Origin of the sequence: Streptococcus sp. 21.1 (genome assembly GCF_016648635.1) — a bacterium.
In the GTDB taxonomy this organism is placed as follows: Bacteria; Bacillota; Bacilli; order Lactobacillales; family Streptococcaceae; genus Streptococcus.
The window spans coordinates 69,510-90,446 of sequence record NZ_JACLQL010000009.1 but is presented as its reverse complement, the minus strand read 5'-3'; the positions used below and the strand labels follow the sequence as shown (position 1 = coordinate 90,446).

Annotated in this window: 22 protein-coding genes; 18 read left to right on the top strand and 4 right to left on the bottom strand. The window is 37.9% G+C overall.

The annotated features are described in order from the left end of the window. Window positions 1-21: 21 nt before the first annotated feature. Window positions 22-843 carry a PrsW family glutamic-type intramembrane protease gene (locus tag H7U01_RS07750; RefSeq protein WP_037600019.1) on the bottom strand — a complete coding sequence of 274 codons (822 nt, stop codon included), beginning with the start codon at window positions 841-843 and terminating at the stop codon, window positions 22-24. A gap of 157 nt (window positions 844-1,000) precedes the next feature. Here H7U01_RS07750 and H7U01_RS07745 point away from each other — a divergent pair, with 157 nt between their 5' ends. The 3 genes from H7U01_RS07745 to H7U01_RS07735 all read left to right on the top strand — a co-directional run bounded on the left by H7U01_RS07745 (window position 1,001) and on the right by H7U01_RS07735 (window position 3,618). Next, entirely contained in the window at window positions 1,001-2,545 is a 1,545-nt protein-coding gene (locus H7U01_RS07745; RefSeq protein ID WP_201041390.1) for a zinc ABC transporter substrate-binding protein AdcA, read from the top strand. Window positions 2,546-2,763: 218 nt separating this feature from the next. Then, the gene (locus tag H7U01_RS07740; RefSeq protein ID WP_201041389.1) at window positions 2,764-3,162 is read left to right on the top strand and encodes a hypothetical protein; all 399 of its coding nucleotides are present in this window, start codon (window positions 2,764-2,766) and stop codon (window positions 3,160-3,162) included. Between the two features lie 144 nt (window positions 3,163-3,306). After that, complete coding sequence (locus H7U01_RS07735; protein WP_037600014.1) at window positions 3,307-3,618, top strand: hypothetical protein; 312 nt, start codon at window positions 3,307-3,309, stop codon at window positions 3,616-3,618. Between the two features lie 54 nt (window positions 3,619-3,672). Here the strand turns inward: H7U01_RS07735 and H7U01_RS07730 are convergent, their stop codons facing one another. Next, a complete protein-coding gene (locus tag H7U01_RS07730) occupies window positions 3,673-4,680 on the bottom strand; it encodes a YeiH family protein (RefSeq protein WP_201041388.1) in 1,008 nt (335 codons plus the stop codon). Between the two features lie 172 nt (window positions 4,681-4,852). Here H7U01_RS07730 and H7U01_RS07725 point away from each other — a divergent pair, with 172 nt between their 5' ends. Next, window positions 4,853-5,566, top strand: coding sequence for a glycoside hydrolase family 73 protein (locus H7U01_RS07725; RefSeq protein WP_201041387.1), 714 nt, complete (start codon window positions 4,853-4,855; stop codon window positions 5,564-5,566). 92 nt (window positions 5,567-5,658) lie between these two features. Here H7U01_RS07725 and H7U01_RS07720 read toward each other — a convergent pair whose 3' ends face one another. Next, window positions 5,659-6,567, bottom strand: coding sequence for a LysR family transcriptional regulator (locus H7U01_RS07720; RefSeq protein WP_002891090.1), 909 nt, complete (start codon window positions 6,565-6,567; stop codon window positions 5,659-5,661). A 207-nt stretch (window positions 6,568-6,774) separates the two neighbouring features. Here H7U01_RS07720 and glmS point away from each other — a divergent pair, with 207 nt between their 5' ends. The 10 genes from glmS to H7U01_RS07670 all read left to right on the top strand — a co-directional run bounded on the left by glmS (window position 6,775) and on the right by H7U01_RS07670 (window position 15,572). After that, window positions 6,775-8,583: a glutamine--fructose-6-phosphate transaminase (isomerizing) gene (gene glmS, locus H7U01_RS07715; protein ID WP_064524316.1), complete on the top strand. Its 1,809-nt coding sequence runs from the start codon at window positions 6,775-6,777 to the stop codon at window positions 8,581-8,583. Window positions 8,584-8,700: 117 nt separating this feature from the next. Beyond that, window positions 8,701-9,033 carry a zinc ribbon domain-containing protein YjdM gene (locus H7U01_RS07710; protein ID WP_002891088.1) on the top strand — a complete coding sequence of 111 codons (333 nt, stop codon included), beginning with the start codon at window positions 8,701-8,703 and terminating at the stop codon, window positions 9,031-9,033. A 199-nt stretch (window positions 9,034-9,232) separates the two neighbouring features. Further along, window positions 9,233-9,874 carry an amino acid ABC transporter permease gene (locus tag H7U01_RS07705; protein WP_014634576.1) on the top strand — a complete coding sequence of 214 codons (642 nt, stop codon included), beginning with the start codon at window positions 9,233-9,235 and terminating at the stop codon, window positions 9,872-9,874. An 8-nt stretch (window positions 9,875-9,882) separates the two neighbouring features. Then, complete coding sequence (locus H7U01_RS07700) at window positions 9,883-10,512, top strand: amino acid ABC transporter ATP-binding protein (RefSeq protein WP_064524318.1); 630 nt, start codon at window positions 9,883-9,885, stop codon at window positions 10,510-10,512. Between the two features lie 12 nt (window positions 10,513-10,524). Continuing rightward, window positions 10,525-11,376: an amino acid ABC transporter substrate-binding protein gene (locus H7U01_RS07695; RefSeq protein ID WP_064524320.1), complete on the top strand. Its 852-nt coding sequence runs from the start codon at window positions 10,525-10,527 to the stop codon at window positions 11,374-11,376. Between the two features lie 112 nt (window positions 11,377-11,488). After that, entirely contained in the window at window positions 11,489-12,904 is a 1,416-nt protein-coding gene (locus tag H7U01_RS07690; protein ID WP_064524322.1) for a Y-family DNA polymerase, read from the top strand. Beyond that, window positions 12,901-13,278 carry a hypothetical protein gene (locus H7U01_RS07685; RefSeq protein WP_201041386.1) on the top strand — a complete coding sequence of 126 codons (378 nt, stop codon included), beginning with the start codon at window positions 12,901-12,903 and terminating at the stop codon, window positions 13,276-13,278. The genes H7U01_RS07690 and H7U01_RS07685 overlap by 4 nt, the downstream gene beginning before the upstream one ends. Continuing rightward, window positions 13,256-13,537, top strand: a complete 282-nt coding sequence (locus H7U01_RS07680) for a DUF5960 family protein (protein WP_073689978.1) — start codon at window positions 13,256-13,258, stop codon at window positions 13,535-13,537. Before H7U01_RS07685 ends, H7U01_RS07680 begins: the two co-directional genes overlap by 23 nt. A gap of 161 nt (window positions 13,538-13,698) precedes the next feature. Then, window positions 13,699-14,718, top strand: a complete 1,020-nt coding sequence (gene adhP / locus H7U01_RS07675) for an alcohol dehydrogenase AdhP (protein WP_073689977.1) — start codon at window positions 13,699-13,701, stop codon at window positions 14,716-14,718. 269 nt (window positions 14,719-14,987) lie between these two features. Then, window positions 14,988-15,572 (top strand): GNAT family N-acetyltransferase, encoded by a 585-nt coding sequence (locus H7U01_RS07670; RefSeq protein WP_073689976.1) that lies wholly within the window; start codon window positions 14,988-14,990, stop codon window positions 15,570-15,572. Between the two features lie 289 nt (window positions 15,573-15,861). Here the strand turns inward: H7U01_RS07670 and guaA are convergent, their stop codons facing one another. Then, a complete protein-coding gene (gene guaA, locus H7U01_RS07665) occupies window positions 15,862-17,424 on the bottom strand; it encodes a glutamine-hydrolyzing GMP synthase (RefSeq protein WP_037599997.1) in 1,563 nt (520 codons plus the stop codon). A 168-nt stretch (window positions 17,425-17,592) separates the two neighbouring features. On the opposite strand from guaA, the gene H7U01_RS07660 reads away from it, so the two are divergent. The 4 genes from H7U01_RS07660 (at window position 17,593) to H7U01_RS07645 (ending at window position 20,924) form a co-directional block, all read left to right on the top strand. Continuing rightward, a complete protein-coding gene (locus H7U01_RS07660; RefSeq protein ID WP_037599995.1) occupies window positions 17,593-18,291 on the top strand; it encodes a GntR family transcriptional regulator in 699 nt (232 codons plus the stop codon). 65 nt (window positions 18,292-18,356) lie between these two features. Further along, on the top strand, window positions 18,357-18,689 hold the full coding sequence (locus tag H7U01_RS07655; RefSeq protein WP_002883908.1) for a putative DNA-binding protein: 333 nt from the start codon (window positions 18,357-18,359) through the stop codon (window positions 18,687-18,689). A gap of 32 nt (window positions 18,690-18,721) precedes the next feature. After that, window positions 18,722-20,284 (top strand): signal recognition particle protein, encoded by a 1,563-nt coding sequence (gene ffh, locus H7U01_RS07650; protein ID WP_064524332.1) that lies wholly within the window; start codon window positions 18,722-18,724, stop codon window positions 20,282-20,284. A 112-nt stretch (window positions 20,285-20,396) separates the two neighbouring features. Beyond that, a complete protein-coding gene (locus tag H7U01_RS07645) occupies window positions 20,397-20,924 on the top strand; it encodes an ECF transporter S component (RefSeq protein WP_022496664.1) in 528 nt (175 codons plus the stop codon). The last annotated feature ends 13 nt before the right edge of the window (window positions 20,925-20,937 follow it).

Below are 20,937 nucleotides of genomic sequence, written 5' to 3'. Positions count from 1 at the left end.
GGTTTTTTAGTATTGTAAACATTACTTGTTTTCTTTATCCAGTTTCGAGAGGAGCTGATAAAGCGTAATAAAGAAGAAAAGATTGAGTGAAATGAGAAGGCCTGATGCCCATGGCAAATCGCTTTCTAAATTTCGAAGAGGTGAATTCCAAGCAAAGTGTGCAGCAAAAGCACCGCAAGCATAAAGTATACCAATAAGACTGTATTTAGAATTAATGAGTTTTTGACGTGAACGCCATATAAGGACTAGCCCCATAGCGAGGAAGGATGTGTAAAGCCAGTGAGACGATACGGCACCAATAGTTCGACCAAGAATACCTGAAATTGTATAAGAAAAACCATCAGGCAAATCTGAAAGAATATAGGAGAAGTCTTCACTAATCTGGAAGCCAAGACCTGCCGTAATAGCAACAAGCAAGATCCCCTTGTAACTTTTCGTTGGTACCATATAGATAGCAAAGAGAAAAGCTGCTAGTTTTAGGGGTTCTTCAACTAGAGGAGCCATAAGGGCATCCTCAAAGCGGTAGAAGAAACTCTTTGAAGAAAGATGAGCAGTTACCCAATCGTGAGAAAAGGTATTGGCATAACCAGCTATCCATCCTGTTATAAAGAGTCCACCAATTAGAGCAAATATGAGAACAAGTGGTTTCACCTGCCATCTCTTGCCTAAGTACTGAATCAGAAATATTCCTGGTACGATATAACATAAGGCAATCAGTGTTGATAGTCCAATAATACCGTATGCCGAACCAGACAAAGCGCCTGAAGTGTATGATTGCGTATCATAAGTCAGGCCTATGGCTGAAAGCAATAAAAAAAGATATAGGATTAATTTTCGAAACATGTATAACCTACTTTCCAAATGATATTTCCAGTATATCAAATAATTCTTTCTCGCCGAAATATTTCAATTTTTTTATTTATGGACTTGCAAAATAAATGAAATGTGATATACTTAACCAGTAAACTATTAACTGGTTAAGTATTTTGAAAGGAATAACATGAAAAAGAAACGCATTTTTGGCCTAGCAGGATTAGCAACAGTTGTTTTGGCTGCTGGTGCAGGCATTTATTATACGACTAGTCACCACGGTTCAAAAGGAAATGGTGACTTGAAGGTTGTGACCAGCTTTTACCCTGTTTATGAATTTACCAAGCAGGTTGTTGGAGATGAGGGAGAGGTTTCTTATCTTATTCCCGCTGGTAGTGAAGCCCACGATTTCCAACCATCTACTAAGAATGTCGCTGACATTGAAAAAGCAGACACTTTTGTCTACCTAAATGAAAATATGGAAACCTGGGTTCCAAAAGTTGAAAAGTCTATCAACACAAAAAATACAAAAGTCATTAAGGCAAGTCAAGGCATGGTTCTTTTACCTGGAACAGAGGAAGAAGATCATGATCACGGTGGAGAAGAACATCACCACGAATATGATCCTCATGTTTGGCTCTCACCTAAACGTTCTCAAAAATTAGTTGAAACTATTAGGGACGGTTTGATTGCTCAACATCCAGATAAAAAAGCAGTCTTTACAACCAATGCCGAGAAATACCTTAAGAAATTAAAGACTTTGGATAAGGAGTATACTGAAGCCTTTAGTCAAGCAAAACAGAAAAGTTTTGTTACTCAGCACTCAGCTTTTGCCTACCTTGCCTTAGATTACGGTTTGACACAGGTACCAATTTCAGGTGTTTCAGCTGAGTCCGACCCTTCTGCAAAACGTATCGCTAGCCTTTCTAAGTATGTCAAAGAATATGATATTAACTATATCTATTTTGAGGAAAATGCTTCAAGTAGTGTTGCTAAAACCTTAGCTAACGAAGTAGGAGTTAAGACAGCAGTTTTAAATCCAATTGAATCACTAACTAAGGAACAGTTGAAAAAAGGTGAAGACTATGTCAGTGTTATGACTGAGAACCTAAAAAATCTTCGTTTAACAACGGACGTTGAAGGTAAAGCTATCCAACCTGAAACGGGAAGTGATGACAAGAAAACGGTTCAAAATGGTTACTTCGATGACAAAGATGTTAAAGATAGAGAACTTTCGGATTGGTCTGGTGAGTGGCAATCGGTCTATCCTTATCTTCAAGATGGTACTTTAGATCAAGTATTTGAATACAAATCTCTTTTGAATAAGGATAAAACAGCACAAGAGTATAAAGAATACTACACTAAGGGCTATCAAACAGATATTTCTAAAATTGCTATTGACGGTAAAAAGATGACCATGACTTTCACAAAGAATGATGGAAGTAGTGTGACACACACTTATCGTTATGATGGGTATAAGATTTTGACCTATGCTTCTGGTAAAAAAGGTGTACGTTATCTCTTCACAGCAACTGATAGTCAAGCAGCAGATAACCCTTACCAGTATGTCCAATTTTCAGATCATCAAATAGATCCAACAACTTCAGCACATTTCCATATTTTCTTTGGAAATAGTAGCCAAGATGAGATTCTAAAAGAAATGGATAATTGGCCAACTTACTATCCTGGAAAACTTAGTGGCTTTGAAATTGCACAAGAAATGGTTAGCCATTAATACTAGAAATGCACTCATTCGTGAGTGTTTTTCTTTTTTTAAAAAATCTTTCATTTCTTAAATTCTTAGAAAATTGCTAGTGTCATTAGTTTTAAACAAAAATTTAAAGCATCGTATTTTTTCTAAAAAAATCCTGTAAAAAATTAAATAATTACTACATTTTTTCATTCTTTAGTGGTACAATAATAGTACGATTTTCAGATGACCAGGAGAGACCCATGAACCAGTATTTAGTAGCGATACATTATATTCAACTGCTTCAAGCAGAACTCGATATTCTAAATCATGATGCACGCTTGCTTTTTGATTTAAAGATTGAACCAAATCTTGCTAAAAGAGAGCTTGCTGACTTGAAAGTATCCCTATCTAAATTATCTGACAAAAACCTTTATATCGAAGGTACAATCTGGTATCAGCCAAGTTTGTTTGCAATTATTGATCAAAATTTAGGGGTTATTGATGACTGGCTCAAGGAATTAGATGACTTCTTTGAATTTACCTATAGTACAACAGTTTTCACTGTTTTGAAAGAAAATCAAAATCGAAGTTACGACTTATTACTTGGTCTCTATAGCCGTCTTGAATACGTTATTTCAGAAATAAAAAATTGCCGTTAGATGACTAACGGCTTTTAGTATATAGAAAAATTAGGTTCTATTTTAAATATCAAATAATTTGACAAAATACCCAAATGTGTGTAAAATAAAATTTGAAAATACTCTAATAAAAATAATGTTAAGTTAAAGGAAGATAATAACTAAGTGAGTAAGCAGGGGTTAAAATTGGGGGATTTTGTTAAATATTATTTGGTGAGCCTTGTGTCGCTGAGCTTTTTATGTCTTATTTTGTATGGGCTATATTCTTTAAACGGGCTCATTCCTTTTTCTCTAGATAGAGCTTCAGGTCTTGAAGTTAGGCATTATTCAGGACAGACTACCTCTTCTGTAAAAAAAGATGGTGATTATAAGGTTCAGGATATTAGTGGTGAAACTAAGAGCTACAATGTTGATTTGAAAGTAACAAACGATGGGGATAAGGTAATCCAAACCTATGTCTTTGAGTATAAAAAATGATTCTATAATAAAAACTCACAGTCTTAGTCAGATTGTGAGTTTTTTAGATGTCTTTTACCAAAGTCCTAATATCTTTTGCATGAGAAGAGAAGCAAGACTAATTAATAACCAGCAGACTCCTCCCACTAGAAGTGCTGAGCCTCCTTTAGTGATTAGTTTTTTGAGATTTGTTTGGAAACCGATAGCTGTCATTGCCATAATAATCATAAATTTTGAAAGGTCTTTTAATGGTGAAAAGACGGCAGGTGTTACACCGAGTGACATTGCAACAGTTGTAATCAGTGAGGCCAAAAGGAACCAAAGGATAAAGTTAGGCACTGCTTTGGTTAGCGAGAATGTTTCCTTTGTATTGTCCTTTCGAGACTGCCATACAGAAAGCCCAAGAGTTATAGGGATGATAGCAAGTGTGCGAGTTAATTTAACAATTGTTGCCTGCTCTAGGATAGATGTTCCATGTAAGCTATCCCAAGAACTAGCTGTAGCAGTTACAGAAGAAGTATCGTTGACAGCTGTTCCAGCAAATATGGCAAAGCCTTGATTACTAAGTCCCAACCAAGATCCCAAGTGAGGAAAGATTAAAGCCGCTAAGATGTTAAAAAAGAAAATTACCGAGATCGCTGTTGCAATAGATTCATCTTTTGCCTTGATTATAGGTGCAGTTGCAGCAATAGCAGAACCTCCACAGATTGAAGAACCAACCCCTACTAAAGTAGTAATTTCGCTATCTAGCTTGAATACACGATGGACGACATAAGCAGTAAGCAGTGCCGTAGTAATAGTCACTAGAATAATGGGAAGTGATGTTACGCCAACCTTAAAGACTTGAGAAAGGTTTAGCCCAAATCCTAGAAGAATAACGGCGTATTGTAATACTTTTTTAGATGTGAATTGCATTCCTGCTTTAAGTTTCTGAGAATCTCTTAGAATAATTCCTAGCAGAAGTCCTATAAATAAACCAAGGACTGGCCCACCAATAATAGGAAATAAGACTCCAAGAGTCCAGGCTACAAGCGAAATAAGTATTGCAATACTTATGCCAGGTAAGAATGATTTGATTTTCATTTTTCATCTCCTTAAAAATTACCCACATTGTATCTTATTATTTAGGATATGTAAAGGTGTTGTTAGGGATAGTTTTGAGGGGAAACTATCCCTATAACTTGCTAAGGAGTGTTATTTCTGATAGAATAGTATTAAAATATTATAATTGAAGATTTTATGAAGGAAGGGTTGTATGTATCGTCATTTAAAAAAGTATATGATTTTTATCGTAGGAGCTTTCATTTGTTCTCTTTTTTTGGTTCTAGCTTTTACAACAGATAGAAAAAATGATAACAGTGTTAATGCTAAAGCTGAAGCTGCCTACAATCAAACTACGACGGCTTTTATTGATAGTATCGGAGAGACTGCGAGACAGATTGGTCAAGATTACAATATCTATGCTTCTGTTCTAATTGCTCAAGCTATTCTGGAATCAAATTCAGGTCAGTCAGGTCTGAGTCAAGCTCCTTATTACAACTTCTTTGGGATTAAGGGCTCTTATAATGGCAACTCCGTTACTATGCGTACTTGGGAAGATGACGGTACAGGAAAGACTTATGAGATTGATGAACCCTTCCGTTCTTATGGAAGTCTGAGTGATTCCCTAGCAGATTATGCTGCTTTGATGACGTCATCTACTTATGCAGGTACTTGGAAATCAAATACAAGTAGTTATGCAGATGCCACTCAGGCACTGACAGGGACTTATGCTACAGATAGTCTTTACGCTTCTAAATTAAATAGCATTATTGCATACTATGGTTTGACTGCCTATGATCAAGCTCCAGTTACCCAAGCAACTGGTTCAACAAGTGGCCTTGTTTGGAACAGCTATAGAGGCTCATACACAGATGCTGATACCTTATCTATAGATGAAGCTTGGGCAAGCTATAAAAATTATAAATAATGATGAGAGTCGAAAGGCTCTTTTTTGTGCTTTCAATTGGATAGTTTTGGCGATAAAAAGTCCCCAACATTATGTGCTGGGGCTAACATCTATTAGTTGTCAAAAGTGACTTCTTTAACGAGGTTATCAAGGAATTTTTCCCCCATTTTAGAGAGGGTTGCCTTTTCATGCTTCAGGTAAACAATATCAATTTCATCATCAATATCAAGTGGGATAGAGACAATGTTATCACCATTCAAATTACTATTTAAAATACCTGTAGCAATGGTGTAACCATCCAAACCAATTAATAGGTTGAAGAGTGTCGCTCGGTCTGAAACCACGATAGACTTTTTATGGGGAATCTGAGATAGAATCTCTTCAGAATAGTAGAAGGAATTATGAATCCCCTGATCATAGCTAAGGTATGGAAAGTCTTCTAAATCTTCCAAAGAGACAACTTCATGCTTAGCTAATGGGTTTGACTTGCTGACAAAGATATGGGGTCTAGCTTTGAAGAGACTGGTATATGTGAGGCGGTTGTCATCAAACATCTTAGTCAAGACATCTCGATTATAGCTGTTAAGGAAGAGAACACCGATTTCTGAACGGAAGTTCTTAACGTCCTCAATGATTTCATAAGTACGTGTTTCGCGTAAGAAGAGCTCGTAACGTGTCATATCAGCTCTCTTGAGAAGTGAGACGAAGGCATTGACAACAAAAGCGTAGTGTTGAGAGGAAACACTAAACAATTCACGTGTTTCTGTGTGACTCTTGTAGCGTTCTTCCAAGAGATTCGTTTGTTCCACTACCTGACGGGCATAAGAGAGAAACTCAACTCCATCCTTGGTTAAAGTGATTCCCTTGGGGTTACGGATAAAGATATCAATTCCCATTTCTCTTTCCAAATCACGAACAGCATTTGAAAGACTTGGTTGCGTAATGAAAAGTTGTTTTGCAGCTTCATTCATTGAGCCGGTTTCGACGATTTTGATAATATAATGTAATTGTTGAATTCGCATAGCCTTATTATAGCATATTTTAAGGATTATTCCTTAGGATAAGAGACAAGTAAAAGGTCTTTTTAGGACTATACCAATTTTTATGCTTGACAATGTCAAATATATCGAATATACTGTCCTCGTTAAGCTTTTTAAAGAGCTTATTGACTATACCAATTTTAAATAAAGGAGACATGACCTCTTTGATCTGAGGTTATTATTAAAAATATGTGTGGAATTGTTGGTGTTGTAGGTAACACAAATGCAACTGATATCTTGATTCAAGGACTTGAAAAGCTAGAATACCGTGGTTATGATTCAGCTGGTATCTTTGTAGCGGGCGATGCATCTAGTCAATTGGTTAAGGCTGTTGGCCGTATTGCGGAACTTGCTGCTAAAACTGAAGGAGTAGAAGGCACAGCCGGTATTGGACATACTCGTTGGGCAACTCACGGTAAACCAACAGAGGACAATGCTCACCCACACCGCTCAGAAACAGAACGTTTTGTTTTGGTTCACAATGGTGTTATTGAAAACTATCTTGAAATTAAGGAAGAATACCTTGCTGGTCACCATTTCAAAGGTCAAACCGATACTGAAATTGCAGTTCACTTGATTGGAAAATTCGTTGAAGAAGATGGTTTGTCAACTCTTGAAGCATTCAAGAAAGCTCTTCACATTATCCGTGGATCATATGCCTTTGCCCTCATGGATTCTGAAGATGCCTCAACAATTTACGTGGCAAAAAACAAATCACCACTTTTGATTGGTCTTGGTGATGGCTATAACATGGTCTGCTCAGATGCCATGGCTATGATTCGCGAAACTAATCAATACATGGAAATTCACGATCAAGAGTTAGTTATCGTGAAAGCTGATAGTGTTGAAGTTCAAGATTATGATGGCAATGTAAAAGAACGTGATAGCTATACAGCTGAACTTGACCTATCTGATATTGGTAAAGGCACTTACCCTTACTACATGCTCAAAGAAATCGATGAACAACCAACAGTGATGCGTAAGCTTATCCAAGCCTATACAGATGACAAGGGGCAAGTGACTGTAGATGCTGATATTATCAAGGCTGTTCAAGAGGCTGATCGTATCTATATCCTTGCGGCAGGGACATCATATCATGCTGGTTTTGCTTCTAAGAAGATGCTTGAAGAATTAACAGATACACCAGTTGAACTTGGTATTTCTTCTGAATGGGGTTATGGTATGCCACTCCTTAGCAAGAAACCTCTCTTTGTCTTTATTAGTCAATCAGGTGAAACAGCAGATAGCCGTCAGGTTCTTGTTAAAGCTAACGAGTTGGGTATTCCAAGTTTGACAGTGACAAACGTTCCGGGATCTACCCTTTCTCGTGAAGCTGACCACACAATGCTTCTTCATGCTGGACCAGAAATTGCTGTAGCTTCTACTAAAGCTTACACCGCTCAGATTGCAGCTCTTGCCTTCTTGGCTAAAGCAGTCGGTGAAGCTAATGGTAATGAAAAAGCTAAAGCTTTCGACTTGGTACATGAATTGTCACTTGTAGCACAATCTATCGAATCAACACTCTCTGAAAAAGAAGTTATTGACGAGAAAGTGGCAGCCCTTCTTGCAGAAACACGTAACGCTTTCTATATTGGTCGTGGTCAAGATTACTATGTTGCTATGGAAGCCAGTCTTAAATTGAAAGAAATCTCATATATCCAATGTGAAGGTTTCGCAGCAGGTGAGTTGAAACATGGTACAATCGCTCTTATCGAAGATGGTACACCTGTTATCTCCCTCCTGTCTGATCCTGTTCTTGCTAGTCATACTCGTGGTAATATCCAAGAAGTGGCAGCGCGTGGTGCTAAAGTATTGACCATCGCTGAGGAAAACGTTGCTAAGGAAGGTGATGACATCGTTCTTAATAATGTTCACCCTTACTTATCACCAATTTCTATGGTAGTACCGACACAATTAATTGCTTATTTTGCGACGCTTCACCGTGGACTCGACGTCGATAAACCACGTAACTTAGCTAAATCAGTTACAGTTGAATAAAAATACTAACATCTCTTACATTGTAAGGGGTGTTGTTTGTTTTTCTTGTTTTCACCCTTGCTTAATTAAGTAATCTAAAGTAGAATAGTATTTATATCACAATTTTAGGAGAGAATTATGTCATTACCAAATTGTCCAAAATGTAACTCAGAGTATGTTTATGAAGATGGAATCTTGCTAGTATGTCCAGAATGTGCCTATGAGTGGGATCCAAACGAAGTTGCAGAAGAAGAAGGACTTGTGGTTCTTGATAGTAATGGAACACGTCTTGCTGACGGCGATACTGTTACAGTTATCAAAGATTTGAAAGTTAAGGGTGCTCCGAAAGATATCAAGCAAGGAACACGTGTTAAAAATATTCGCTTGGTTGAAGGTGACCACAACATTGATTGTAAGATTGATGGTTTTGGTGCCATGAAACTTAAATCAGAATTTGTTAAGAAAATCTAAAATAAGCTTTAGTGATGCTAGACTTAGGTATGGTTTGTTTCTCAGGACAGACTATTTAAGTCTCCTAGGAGTGTGATTATGAACTCATTTTGAAATTGGGTCTAGTCGCACTCCTTTTTACTATTTCCAAAATCTTATATCATTTTTTTTAAAAATTTGGTATAATATTCAGTAATACTAAATAATTATAGGAGTTTATATGTCATACGTTTTGGAAGTATTACCAGCCCTTTTGAACGGTGCGGTAGTCACACTTCAAGTATTTTTCATTGTTATCGTACTGTCGATTCCATTAGGGATTGTACTTGCTTTCTTAATGCAGATTAAATTCAAACCTTTAAATTGGTTATTAACCCTTTACGTTTGGATTATGCGTGGAACGCCCCTCCTTTTGCAATTGATCTTCGTTTATTACGTTCTTCCAAGCGTTGGGATTGTCTTTGATCGTCTACCAGCTGCTATTCTTGCTTTTACACTTAATTATGCAGCTTATTTCGCAGAGATTTTCCGTGGAGGAATCTTGGCTATTCCGAAAGGACAATACGAAGCAGCAAAAATGCTTAAACTTAGTCCTTTCCAAACCATCCGCTACATTATCCTTCCTCAGGTGGTCAAGATTGTCTTGCCAAGTATCTTTAACGAGATTATTAACTTGGTTAAGGATTCATCATTGGTTTATGTGCTTGGGGTTGGAGACCTTCTTTTGGAAAGTCGTACCGCTGCGAACCGTGATGCGACCTTAGCACCGATGTTTGTGGCCGGAGCTATCTATCTTATCCTTGTGGGTGTTGTGACTGTAGCTTCGAAAAACATCGAAAAGAAATTCAACTATTATAAATAGGAGACCTTATGTTAGAATTAAAAAATATTTCCAAGCAATTTGGTCAACACAAAATTTTTGATAAGTATAATCTGACAGTAGAAGAAGGAAAAATCTTGGCTATTGTCGGACCATCTGGTGGTGGTAAAACAACTCTTTTGCGTATGTTAGCAGGACTTGAAACTATTGATTCGGGGCAAATTATTTATGAAAATGAAGAGATTCCCTTGGATCAGATGGAAAGTCGTAACTTGCTAGGCTTTGTCTTCCAGGATTTTCAACTGTTTCCGCATTTGACTGTCTTAGATAACCTGACCCTTTCGCCAATTAAGACGATGGGAATGTCTAAGGAAGATGCCCAGAAAAAAGCCCAAACTCTACTTGACCGTTTAGGGCTTGGAGCACATGGAAATGCTTATCCGTTTTCTCTTTCTGGGGGACAAAAACAACGTGTTGCATTTGCGCGTGCCATGATGATTGATCCGAAAATCGTCGGCTATGATGAACCAACTTCAGCTCTTGACCCTGAGTTGCGTCAAGAAGTAGAGAAATTGATTTTGCAGAATCGTGAGACTGGGATTACGCAAATTGTTATTACTCACGATATGCAGTTTGCACAGCACATCGCTGATGAGATTGTCACTATCAATCCAAAATAGTGAGGATTTTCTATGAAAAAAATAGTGAAAACAGTTTTGCTAGCCTGTCTTGTCGTTTTGCCTTTGTTTGCGCTATCAGCTTGCAGCTCGCGCTCACATTTTGCAACTCAGAAAGATCAGTGGCAAACCTATACCAAAGAGAAGAAAATCAAAATTGGTTTTGATGCAACCTTTGTTCCTATGGGATATGAGGAAAAGGATGGTAGCTATGTTGGTTTTGATATTGATCTTGCAACTGCAGTCTTTAAATTGTATGGTATCGATGTCGAATGGCAGGCTATTGACTGGGATATGAAAGAAACAGAACTGAAGAATGGGACAATTGACCTCATTTGGAATGGTTACTCGGTCACGGATGAGCGTAAGCAGTCTGCGAACTTCACGGAACCTTATATGGTCAATGAACAAGTACTAGTAACCAAAAAGTCTTCGGGAATTGATTCTGTTGCTGGAATGTCAGGTAAGACCTTAGGTGCCCAAGCAGGGTCTTCCGGTTATGATGCTTTCAATGCTTCTCCGAAGATTTTGAAGGATATCGTTGCCAACCAAAAAGCAGTCCAATATTCGACCTTTACTCAAGCCTTGATTGACCTTGATAGTGGACGTATTGACGGTCTATTGATTGACCGTGTGTATGCTAATTACTACTTAGAAAAATCAGGGGTTCTGGATCAGTATAATGTTATGCCTGCTGGTTATGAAGGTGAAAGCTTTGCTGTAGGTGCTCGTAAAGCAGATAAGACACTGATCAAAAAAATCAATCAAGGATTTAGAACCCTTTATAAAAAAGGAGAATTCCAAAAGATTTCTAACAAGTGGTTTGGCGAAGATGTTGCCACAGACCAAGTTAAAGGGAAAAAATAGAAGGATAACAACATTCTAGAGGGGATGTTGTTATTTTTTGTGAAAAACACTTGAAATATAAGAAGTTATAATTTATACTAATGTTAGCTTATAAACTAACGAAAGGGCGAGCATGGGATATTTTGATTATTCAAGGGAACCGCAAAGTGATATTGCTTTTGTAGATATGAAATCTTTCTATGCAAGTGTGGAGTGTGTTGAGCGTGGACTGCACCCCCTTAAGACTTCTCTATGTGTGATGAGTAGGGCTGAAAATGCGAATGGTTTGATACTAGCCTCTTCCCCTATATTTAAGCAAGTTTTTGGCAAGTCAAATGTTAGTCGTTCTTATGACTTACCTTTTGATATTCATTCTCGTAAGTTTCATTATTATAATGCCAAAAAGCAGGGACTTCCAACGGATAGAGATTTTGTAGATTACATCGAATCTTGGGCCAAGGTTACCTTTATCGTTCCTCCTAGAATGGATCTTTATATAAAAAAGAATATCCAGATTCAACACATTTTCCAGAATTATGCCAGTGTTGAAGATATTCTTCCCTATTCCATTGATGAGGGTTTCATTGATCTCACGTCGTCACTGAATTACTTTATTCCCGATAGGACTGTTACTAGAAAAGATAAGTTAGATATGATTTCAGGGCGTATTCAAAGAGATATTTGGAGGGAGACAGGTATTTACTCGACAGTTGGAATGTCTAACAGCAATCCCTTATTGGCTAAGTTAGCTCTTGATAATGAGGCTAAACATACGGCTACTATGAGAGCCAACTGGTCCTATGAAGATGTCGAGACTAAGGTTTGGAATATTCCCCATATGACTGATTTCTGGGGGATTGGTAAGCGGATGGAGAAGCGGCTAAACAAGTTGGGAATTTGCTCCATTAGAGAACTTGCTAATAGCAATCCTGATATTCTTAAAAAGGAGTTAGGTATTGTAGGTTTAGACCTCTTTTTTCATGCTAACGGTATTGATGAGAGTAATGTTCATAAACCTTATAAACCAAAGTCACATGGCTTAGGAAATTCTCAAATCTTACCACGAGACTATGAGCGTCAAGCTGATATTGAATTGATTCTAAGAGAGATGGCGGAACAGGTAGCCATTAGGTTAAGACGAGCTCATAAGAAAGCTTGTCAAGTTTCCATTAGCATTGGATTTTCAAAGTTAGAGGGCAAGCGTTCGCTACAAGCACAGATGAAGATTGAACCTGCTAATAACACAAGGATATTAATAGGACATGTCATTGCACTCTTTAGGAAGAAATATCAAGGAGGGGCTGTTCGAAGTGTGAGTGTCTCTTATGCAAATTTTGTAGATGAAGGGCTTCAAATTCTTTCTTTATTTGATAATCCAGATGACATTGATAAAGAAGAAAGGCTTCAAGCAGCTATAGATAGTATTAGACAGGAATTTGGCTTTACGACCATTCAAAAAGCAACTTCTTTACAGGAGGCATCTAGGAGTCTTGCTCGAAGTAAGCTTATTGGTGGACACTCGGCTGGGGGATTAGATGGCTTAAAATGATAGACCGTAGTTACCTTCCCTTTCAATCAGCTAGGGAACATAAAGATAGGGGCATGATGAAGTGGATGGGCTTTTTCTTATCAGAACACACAAGTTCCCTACATGAAGATAAGACTAAAGAAAATCTTAGGAGTCATTTGGATGATTTAGAGAAGTTTATTTTATTGAACCAGCTTTATTCAGGTCAATTATTGGGAAGCTTCCAGATAAAGGATCAAGGTAGGCGCTGTAGATGTAGTGGCTATGTGGTTGACTTGGACTTTACTCAAGTTACTATAAAATCTTGCAAGCGACATAAATGTATTCGAACAAAGGATATATTAGAAATTAGTTTGGGGGTTGAAAACATAGATGAGGAAGAGAAAAATTTATGATGATAAACTTCAAATTGACTACTTTTCTGATAGCTATTTAAAATTTGAAGAAGACTTTTATCGCTATTCTGCCATGGATATTCCCTTAACCTTTTTGACAGATGATATTATAAGGGAGATGGCTATCAGTCAAAAGAATTATTTTCTACTCAATAAAGAGAATGCTAGAGATGGACGCAATCATTATTTCCATTTTGAAGTCAGCCTACCGGATTCCAAGACACTTGTGAGACAGTATAGATATCTTGGGAATGATTGAAATATAGCTATATCAGCAGAAAAAATAGTACTTATCGAATTTGTATAGAGACTTTTCAAGAAAGTTTTCGCAAGCTAAGAAAAACTTTATGTAAGCGTTGACATTACCTCTGTAAGTGCTATAATGAAGGTGTTAAAAGTTATCATATGGAGGTAATTAAGATGAGAGCAGTTGTTGTTAATCAAGCAAGCACAGGTGTTGAAGTTGTTGAACATGAAAAACCAGCAGTAGTTGGTCATGGTCAAGCTTTGGTTAAAGTCGAATACTGTGGCGTTTGCCATACTGACCTTCACGTAGCTCATGGAGACTTTGGTCAAGTTCCAGGTCGTATCTTAGGACACGAAGGAATTGGTATTGTTGAAGAAGTTGGCGAAGGGGTTGAAACACTTAAAAAAGGTGATCGTGTATCAATCGCTTGGTTCTTCGAAGGATGTGGCCATTGTGAATATTGTACAACTGGTCGTGAAACACTCTGTCGCTCTGTAAAAAATGCTGGTTATAGTGTTGATGGTGGTATGAGTGACTACGCTTTGGTTACTGCTGACTATGCTGTGAAAGTTCCAGAAGGGCTTAATCCAGCTCAAGCTTCATCTATTACTTGCGCGGGAGTTACAACATATAAGGCTATTAAAGAAGCTAAAGTTGAACCTGGTCAATGGGTAGCTATTTATGGTACTGGAGGACTAGGTAACTTGGCTATTCAATATGCTAAGAAGGTTTTCAATGCACGAGTAGTGGCTGTTGATATCAACCAAGATAAACTTGATTTGGCTAAGGAATCTGGTGCTGATTTAGTGGTGAACGGTAAAGAAGTTGAAGATGTAGCAGGCTATATCCAAGAAAAAACTGGCGGTACACACAGTGCTGTTGTAACAGCTGTTTCTAAGGTTGCTTTCAATCAGGCTATCGATAGTGTACGTGCTGGTGGAACAGTCGTTGCGGTTGGTCTCCCATCTGAATATATGGACCTCTCAATTGTCAAAACAGTTCTAGATGGTATTCGTGTTGTTGGATCTCTTGTAGGTACACGTAAAGACTTAGAAGAAGCCTTCGACTTTGGTGCACAAGGATTGGTAGTACCAGTTGTTGAAACTGTTCCTGTTGATACAGCGGTAGAAGTCTTTGATCAAATGGAAAAAGGTGAAATTCAAGGACGTAAAGTATTGGATTTCACTAAGTAAGCAAACATCTATCTATGCTATCCTGACTATGTGGAGAGTCGAGTGATGTAAACTTGTACTGATACCAGAAAGTTAGACAAAGGATTTAGTTTTCTACTGTATAGGACTAAGTCCTTTAGTTTTACCTTAAATCGTTTGTTGTTGTAATAGGCTCTGACCTTAAAAAGATAGACAAAATTTTATTCATATGAAAAGTAGTAAAAAAGTTATATAATGATTTCGTAAATAAAGAGTTAAAGAATATTATCATTTATAACAAGGAGTATGAAATGGATTCTACCAACTTGGACTCGGAACTATTCATAGAGTTTAAATCACGTGGGAAACGATGCCAACTTTTTTATATATCGGATAGCCATAGTGAAGGGTTATATGAGACTGTTTCTACTGAACGAGAACGTCTTGCTAAGTGGCTTCCTTGGGTGGAAAATATGAAAAGTCTTGAAAATGAAAAAGCGTTTATAAAGTATGCACGTGAAAAAATGGAGCGCAATGAGTTATTTATGTTAACAATTTGCGTCAATCAGAAACCAGTAGGGATGATAGATATACATAATATTGATTTACAAAAACATCAAGCCGAAATTGGATATTGGATATCAGAAAAATATGAAAATCAAGGTTTTGTAAAACAGGGTTTAAAAAAATTAATAAAAATCATTCCATCCAAATTTAAAATTGATAAGCTTTTGATTTATATAGATGTTGATAATGTTAAAAGTAAGTTTATACCAATCAGTTTAGGTTTTAAAAAGGAAAGCGAAATCTCCCAATTCGAGTTCTATAATGGATTCTATCATGATTTTGAAATTTATGGACTAAATGTGAACGAAGGAAATATAGCAAATGATTAAAGTGAATTTTTTTACAAATAAATAATAATCAGAGAGTTTTGATTTTACCCCATTATCTAGGTATGATGTAAGAGTTAGTACTGAACAGCAGAAAAGGAAAAATTTTTCTGACCCCATATCATTGCTTATTGCTCTATTTTTGTAATTAAGATATAAAAAATCCCCACCAGAATTTCTTTCTGGTGGGGTATTTGGTGGGGAACCAAATATAAGTAATTAGATTTTAGCGTTTTAAAACAATTCAAAATGCTGTTAAATCAATCAAGTCACTTTAAATTAGGTTTATATTTTATTCCCACTCAACAGTTGCAGGTGGTTTACTTGTAATATCGTAGACGATACGGTTAACGTGGTCAACTTCGTTAACGATTCGAACAGAAATCTTTTGAAGAACTTCCCATGGAAGTTTCGCAAAGTCAGCTGTCATACCGTCAATTGAAGTAATAGCACGGATAGCGATAGTGTAGTCATAAGTACGGCCATCACCCATAACACCAACAGAACGAACGCCTGTGTTAACAGTGAAGTATTGCCATACATCACGATCAAGACCGGCTTTGGCAATTTCTTCACGAAGGATAGCATCAGACTCACGAACAGTTTCAAGTTTCTCTTCAGTGATTTCACCCATAACACGGATGGCAAGTCCTGGTCCTGGGAAAGGTTGACGCCAGACAACTTCATCAGGCATTCCCATCTCAGTACCAAGGGCACGTACTTCATCTTTAAAGAGGGTATTAAGCGGTTCAATCAATTCAAACTGCATGTCTTCTGGAAGACCACCAACGTTGTGGTGAGATTTGATTGTTTGGGCTGTCTCAGTACCTGATTCAATAATATCAGTGTAGAGTGTTCCTTGAGCTAGGAAGTCTACACCTTTAAGTTTGCTTGCTTCGTCATCAAAGACGTAAACAAACTCGTTACCGATGATTTTACGTTTTTTCTCAGGATCATCAACACCAGCCAAGAGATCTAGGAAGCGTTTAGAAGCATCAACACGGATAATGTTAAGGCCAAATTTACCTCCAAGCATCTCCATAACTTGGTCACCTTCACCTTTACGGAGAAGACCGTGGTCAACGAAGATACATGTCAATTGATCACCAATAGCTTTTTGCAAAAGGACACCAACAACAGATGAGTCAACCCCACCTGAGAGTCCAAGAAGGACTTTACGGTCACCAACTGTTTCACGGATTTGTGCAATTTGCATATCTACGAAGTTAGCCATTGACCAGTCACCTTTGGCACCACAGATACCAAAAGCGAAGTTTTTCAAAATGTCATTACCATATACAGAGTGACGAACTTCTGGGTGGAATTGGATACCATAGAAGTTTTTCTCGGTATCTTCCATCGCGGCGAATGGGCAATCTACTGAGTCACCAACAAGATGGAAACCTTCTGGAATTTCTGTAACTGCATCACCGTGGCTCATCAGAACAACTTGTTCTTCAGGAGTTCCTGCAAAGAGTTCTGATTGGGTACGAAGGCGAAGTGTTGATTGGCCATACTCACGGTTACCTGCTTCACCAGCTGGAACAACTTTACCACCGAGTTTGTGGGTCAAAAGTTGCATTCCGTAACAGATACCAAGAATTGGGATACCAAGCTCGAAAATCTCTTCGTCAATACCAAATGCATCTTCGGCATAAACAGAGTTAGGACCACCAGAAAGTACGATACCGATAGGATTGATGGCACGGACTTCATCAGCGGTAATTTTATGGCTCTTCAATTCAGAGAAAACACCAAATTCACGAATACGACGTGCAATCAGCTGATTGTATTGGCTACCATAGTCTAGAACAATGATTTTCTGCACATCATTCAAAGTAGAAATGTCAGTCATTATTACCCTTTCTTTTTACGTCACACATGGACTCTTTCTTATGCAATCATTGTATCACAAATTTATGGACTTAGCACCTAGATTTATACGAGAAACTGTAAGTATCATACTCATCTTTACAATTCTGTTACTTTTTTTGTAAAATAGGGGTACAGAAGGGGGTATTAGATGTTACCAGCGTATATTCGCATACATGATAAGATTAAGGAAGATGTTGATGATGGTACTTGGAAAATCGGGCAACGTCTCCCTAGCGAGCGAGATCTTTGCGAGACTTTTGATGTGAGTCGTATGACTGTTCGTCAGGCCATAACACTTTTAGTGGATGAGGGGATTTTAGAACGCAAACCAGGCAGTGGAACTTTTGTGGCTAGCAGTCGAGTTAAGGAAAAGATGCGTGGAACTACGAGTTTTACTGAGATTGTCAAATCCCAAGGCAAGAAACCATCTAGTGAGCTTATTTCTTATCAACGTGTACATCCAAATGAGTTTGAAATCAAGAATTTAGGTGTTTTACCGCAGTCCTATGTCATTCGTATGGAACGTGTTCGTTTTGCAGACGATCTACCAGTTGCCTATGAGATTGCCAGTATCCCTGAGAAAATTATCCGAGGTTTTAAGGAATCAGAAATTACCGAACACTTCTTCAAGACCTTAACCGATAATGGCTATGAAATAGGGAAAAGTCAGCAGACCATATCAGCAAGTTTGGCCAATAGTAGTTTGGCCAAGCACCTCAAGGTTAAGACTGGCGATGCTCTCTTGAGTCTGACACAAATTTCCTTCCTCCAAGACGGGCAGGCTTTCGAATATGTACGAAGTTACTATGTTGGCGACCGTTTTGAATTTTATTTGGAGAACAATTAACAGTCACGGCTTTTTTCTGCACAAGAATGGTGCTAACACCATGATTTTATGGTAAAATGGAGCTTATGGAAATTGAAAAAACCAATCGCATGAATGCCTTGTTTGAGTTCTATGCAGCCTTGTTAACAGATAAGCAGATGAACTATATTGAGCTATATTATGCAGATGATTATAGTTTGGCAGAAATTGCCGAGGAATTTGGTGTGAGTCGTCAGGCTGTATATGATAACATCAAGCGTACTGAGAAGATTTTAGAAGCTTACGAGATGAAACTACATATGTATTCAGATTACATTGTTCGTAGCCAAATATTTGATGATATCATGGAAAAATACCCAGACGATAGCTATCTTCAGGAACAAATTGCTGTGCTCAGCAGTATCGATAATAGAGATTAGACCCAAGCAGAAAGTAAGAGAGGAAATGATATATGGCTTTTGAAAGCTTAACGGAACGCTTGCAAGGCGTTTTCAAAAATTTAAGACGTAAAGGAAAACTTTCAGAGAAAGAAGTTCAAGAAGTCACTAAAGAGATTCGTCTGGCACTTCTTGAAGCAGACGTAGCCCTACCAGTTGTTAAGACATTTATCAAGCGTGTACGTGAACGTGCTGTAGGTCACGAAATCATTGATACTCTTGATGCTTCGCAACAAATCATCAAGATTGTTAATGAAGAATTGACAGAGATTCTTGGGTCTGAAACATCTGAAATTGAGAAATCTTCAAAGATTCCAACAATCATTATGATGGTTGGTCTTCAAGGGGCTGGTAAAACGACCTTTGCTGGTAAATTGGCTAATAAGCTGATTAAGGAACAAGAAGCTCGTCCAATGATGATTGCGGCGGATATCTATCGTCCAGCAGCCATTGACCAGTTGAAGACTTTGGGACAACAAATCAATGTTCCTGTTTTTGATATGGGTACAGAGACACAGGCGGTTGAGATTGTCAAAAATGGTTTGGAACAAGCGCGTGCCAATAAAAATGATTATGTCTTGATTGATACGGCTGGTCGTTTGCAGATTGACGAGACTCTCATGCAAGAGTTGCATGATATTAAGGATTTTGCTCATCCAAACGAAATTCTCTTGGTTGTAGATAGCATGATTGGTCAGGAAGCTGCTAACGTTGCCAAGGAGTTCAATGAACAACTAGATATCACAGGTGTCGTTCTTACTAAAATTGACGGTGACACACGTGGTGGTGCGGCTCTTTCTATTCGTGAGATTACTGGTAAGCCAATTAAATTCACAGGTACTGGTGAGAAAATCACAGATATTGAGACTTTCCACCCAGACCGTATGTCAAGCCGTATCTTAGGTATGGGTGACCTTCTTACCCTTATTGAAAAAGCTTCTCAAGAGTACGACGAGAAAAAATCTCTTGAGTTGGCTGAAAAGATGCGTGAAAATACCTTTGACTTCAATGACTTCATCGACCAATTAGACCAAGTGCAAAATATGGGTCCTATGGAGGATTTGCTTAAGATGTTGCCAGGTATGGCTAACAATCCAGCCTTGGCTAATGTTAAAGTAGACGAGAAACAGATTGCACGCAAGCGTGCCATTGTATCATCAATGACACCAGAAGAGCGTGAAAATCCAGATCTTTTGACACCAAGTCGTCGTCGCCGTATTGCAAATGGTTCAGGGAATACCTTTATTGAAGTAAACAAGTTTATTAAAGACTTCAACCAAGCCAAACAAATGATGCAAGGTGTTATGTCTGGTGACATGGAACAAATGATGCGTCAAATGGGACTTAACCCAAATAATCTGCCAAAAAACATGCCAAATATGCCTGATATGGGTAATATGGACATGTCTGCTCTTGAGGGTATGATGGGTGGCGCAGGTATGCCAGACCTTGGTAATATGGATCTAAGCCAAATGCTTGGTGGTGGTCTTAAAGGTAAGGTCGGTTCCTTTGCCATGAAACATGCGATGAAGCGTCAAGCTAACAAGATGAAAAAAGCTAAGAAAAAACGTAAATAAGAAACTTAGAACGCTAGGGCACTTTGCTCTAGTGTTTTTTTCTGAAAATTATTGACTTATATAACTATACACTGTAATATACTAATGTATATACAGTAAAAAGGAGTAGATTATGAAACCTAAAAAGAGAATTCAAGAAATGACCTTTGCAGCTTTATTAACTGCAATTGCTATCCTTATCCCAAGTATCATGCCAATTAAACTAATCATCCCACCGGCTTCGTATACTTTGGGGAGTCATGTTCCAATATTTCTAGCCATGTTTATATCTCCCTGGGTAACTGCTTTTGTTATCTTAGCTTCTAGTTTGGGATACTTTATGGCTGGCTATCCGATTGTGGTTGTTTTTAGGGCCTTTTCACATATTATATTTGGCTTATTAGGCGCACTCTATTTGAAAAAATTTCCACAAACGATAGAAAACCATAAATCATCATTACTTTTTAACTTTGTTTTAGGACTTATCCATGCCATAGGTGAAGTTCTTGCTTGCGTGATTTTTTATTCTGTAACAGGAGAGGATTTCCAAAAACTGTTCTACGTTCTCTTTGTTTTAGTTGGTTTTGGCACTATTGTCCATAGTATGATAGACTATGTTATAGCATTAACGATTTTCAAAAGTATTCGAAAAATACGCTAGTTGAAAGAGGGAT

Bases quoted from the DNA above. Each gene is read 5' to 3' on its own strand.
- H7U01_RS07655 (WP_002883908.1), top strand. From the start codon at position 18,357: ATGGAAATTGAAAAAACCAATCGCATGAATGCCTTGTTTGAGTTCTAT.
- ffh (WP_064524332.1), top strand. From the start codon at position 18,722: ATGGCTTTTGAAAGCTTAACGGAACGCTTGCAAGGCGTTTTCAAAAAT.
- H7U01_RS07710 (WP_002891088.1), top strand. From the start codon at position 8,701: ATGTCATTACCAAATTGTCCAAAATGTAACTCAGAGTATGTTTATGAA.
- glmS (WP_064524316.1), top strand. From the start codon at position 6,775: ATGTGTGGAATTGTTGGTGTTGTAGGTAACACAAATGCAACTGATATC.
- H7U01_RS07660 (WP_037599995.1), top strand. From the start codon at position 17,593: ATGTTACCAGCGTATATTCGCATACATGATAAGATTAAGGAAGATGTT.
- H7U01_RS07680 (WP_073689978.1), top strand. From the start codon at position 13,256: ATGAGGAAGAGAAAAATTTATGATGATAAACTTCAAATTGACTACTTT.
- H7U01_RS07730 (WP_201041388.1), bottom strand. From the start codon at position 4,680: ATGAAAATCAAATCATTCTTACCTGGCATAAGTATTGCAATACTTATT.
- H7U01_RS07750 (WP_037600019.1), bottom strand. From the start codon at position 843: ATGTTTCGAAAATTAATCCTATATCTTTTTTTATTGCTTTCAGCCATA.
- H7U01_RS07700 (WP_064524318.1), top strand. From the start codon at position 9,883: ATGTTAGAATTAAAAAATATTTCCAAGCAATTTGGTCAACACAAAATT.
- H7U01_RS07670 (WP_073689976.1), top strand. From the start codon at position 14,988: ATGGATTCTACCAACTTGGACTCGGAACTATTCATAGAGTTTAAATCA.
- H7U01_RS07690 (WP_064524322.1), top strand. From the start codon at position 11,489: ATGGGATATTTTGATTATTCAAGGGAACCGCAAAGTGATATTGCTTTT.
- H7U01_RS07695 (WP_064524320.1), top strand. From the start codon at position 10,525: ATGAAAAAAATAGTGAAAACAGTTTTGCTAGCCTGTCTTGTCGTTTTG.
- H7U01_RS07685 (WP_201041386.1), top strand. From the start codon at position 12,901: ATGATAGACCGTAGTTACCTTCCCTTTCAATCAGCTAGGGAACATAAA.
- guaA (WP_037599997.1), bottom strand. From the start codon at position 17,424: ATGACTGACATTTCTACTTTGAATGATGTGCAGAAAATCATTGTTCTA.
- H7U01_RS07740 (WP_201041389.1), top strand. From the start codon at position 2,764: ATGAACCAGTATTTAGTAGCGATACATTATATTCAACTGCTTCAAGCA.
- adhP (WP_073689977.1), top strand. From the start codon at position 13,699: ATGAGAGCAGTTGTTGTTAATCAAGCAAGCACAGGTGTTGAAGTTGTT.
- H7U01_RS07645 (WP_022496664.1), top strand. From the start codon at position 20,397: ATGAAACCTAAAAAGAGAATTCAAGAAATGACCTTTGCAGCTTTATTA.
- H7U01_RS07720 (WP_002891090.1), bottom strand. From the start codon at position 6,567: ATGCGAATTCAACAATTACATTATATTATCAAAATCGTCGAAACCGGC.
- H7U01_RS07725 (WP_201041387.1), top strand. From the start codon at position 4,853: ATGTATCGTCATTTAAAAAAGTATATGATTTTTATCGTAGGAGCTTTC.
- H7U01_RS07745 (WP_201041390.1), top strand. From the start codon at position 1,001: ATGAAAAAGAAACGCATTTTTGGCCTAGCAGGATTAGCAACAGTTGTT.
- H7U01_RS07705 (WP_014634576.1), top strand. From the start codon at position 9,233: ATGTCATACGTTTTGGAAGTATTACCAGCCCTTTTGAACGGTGCGGTA.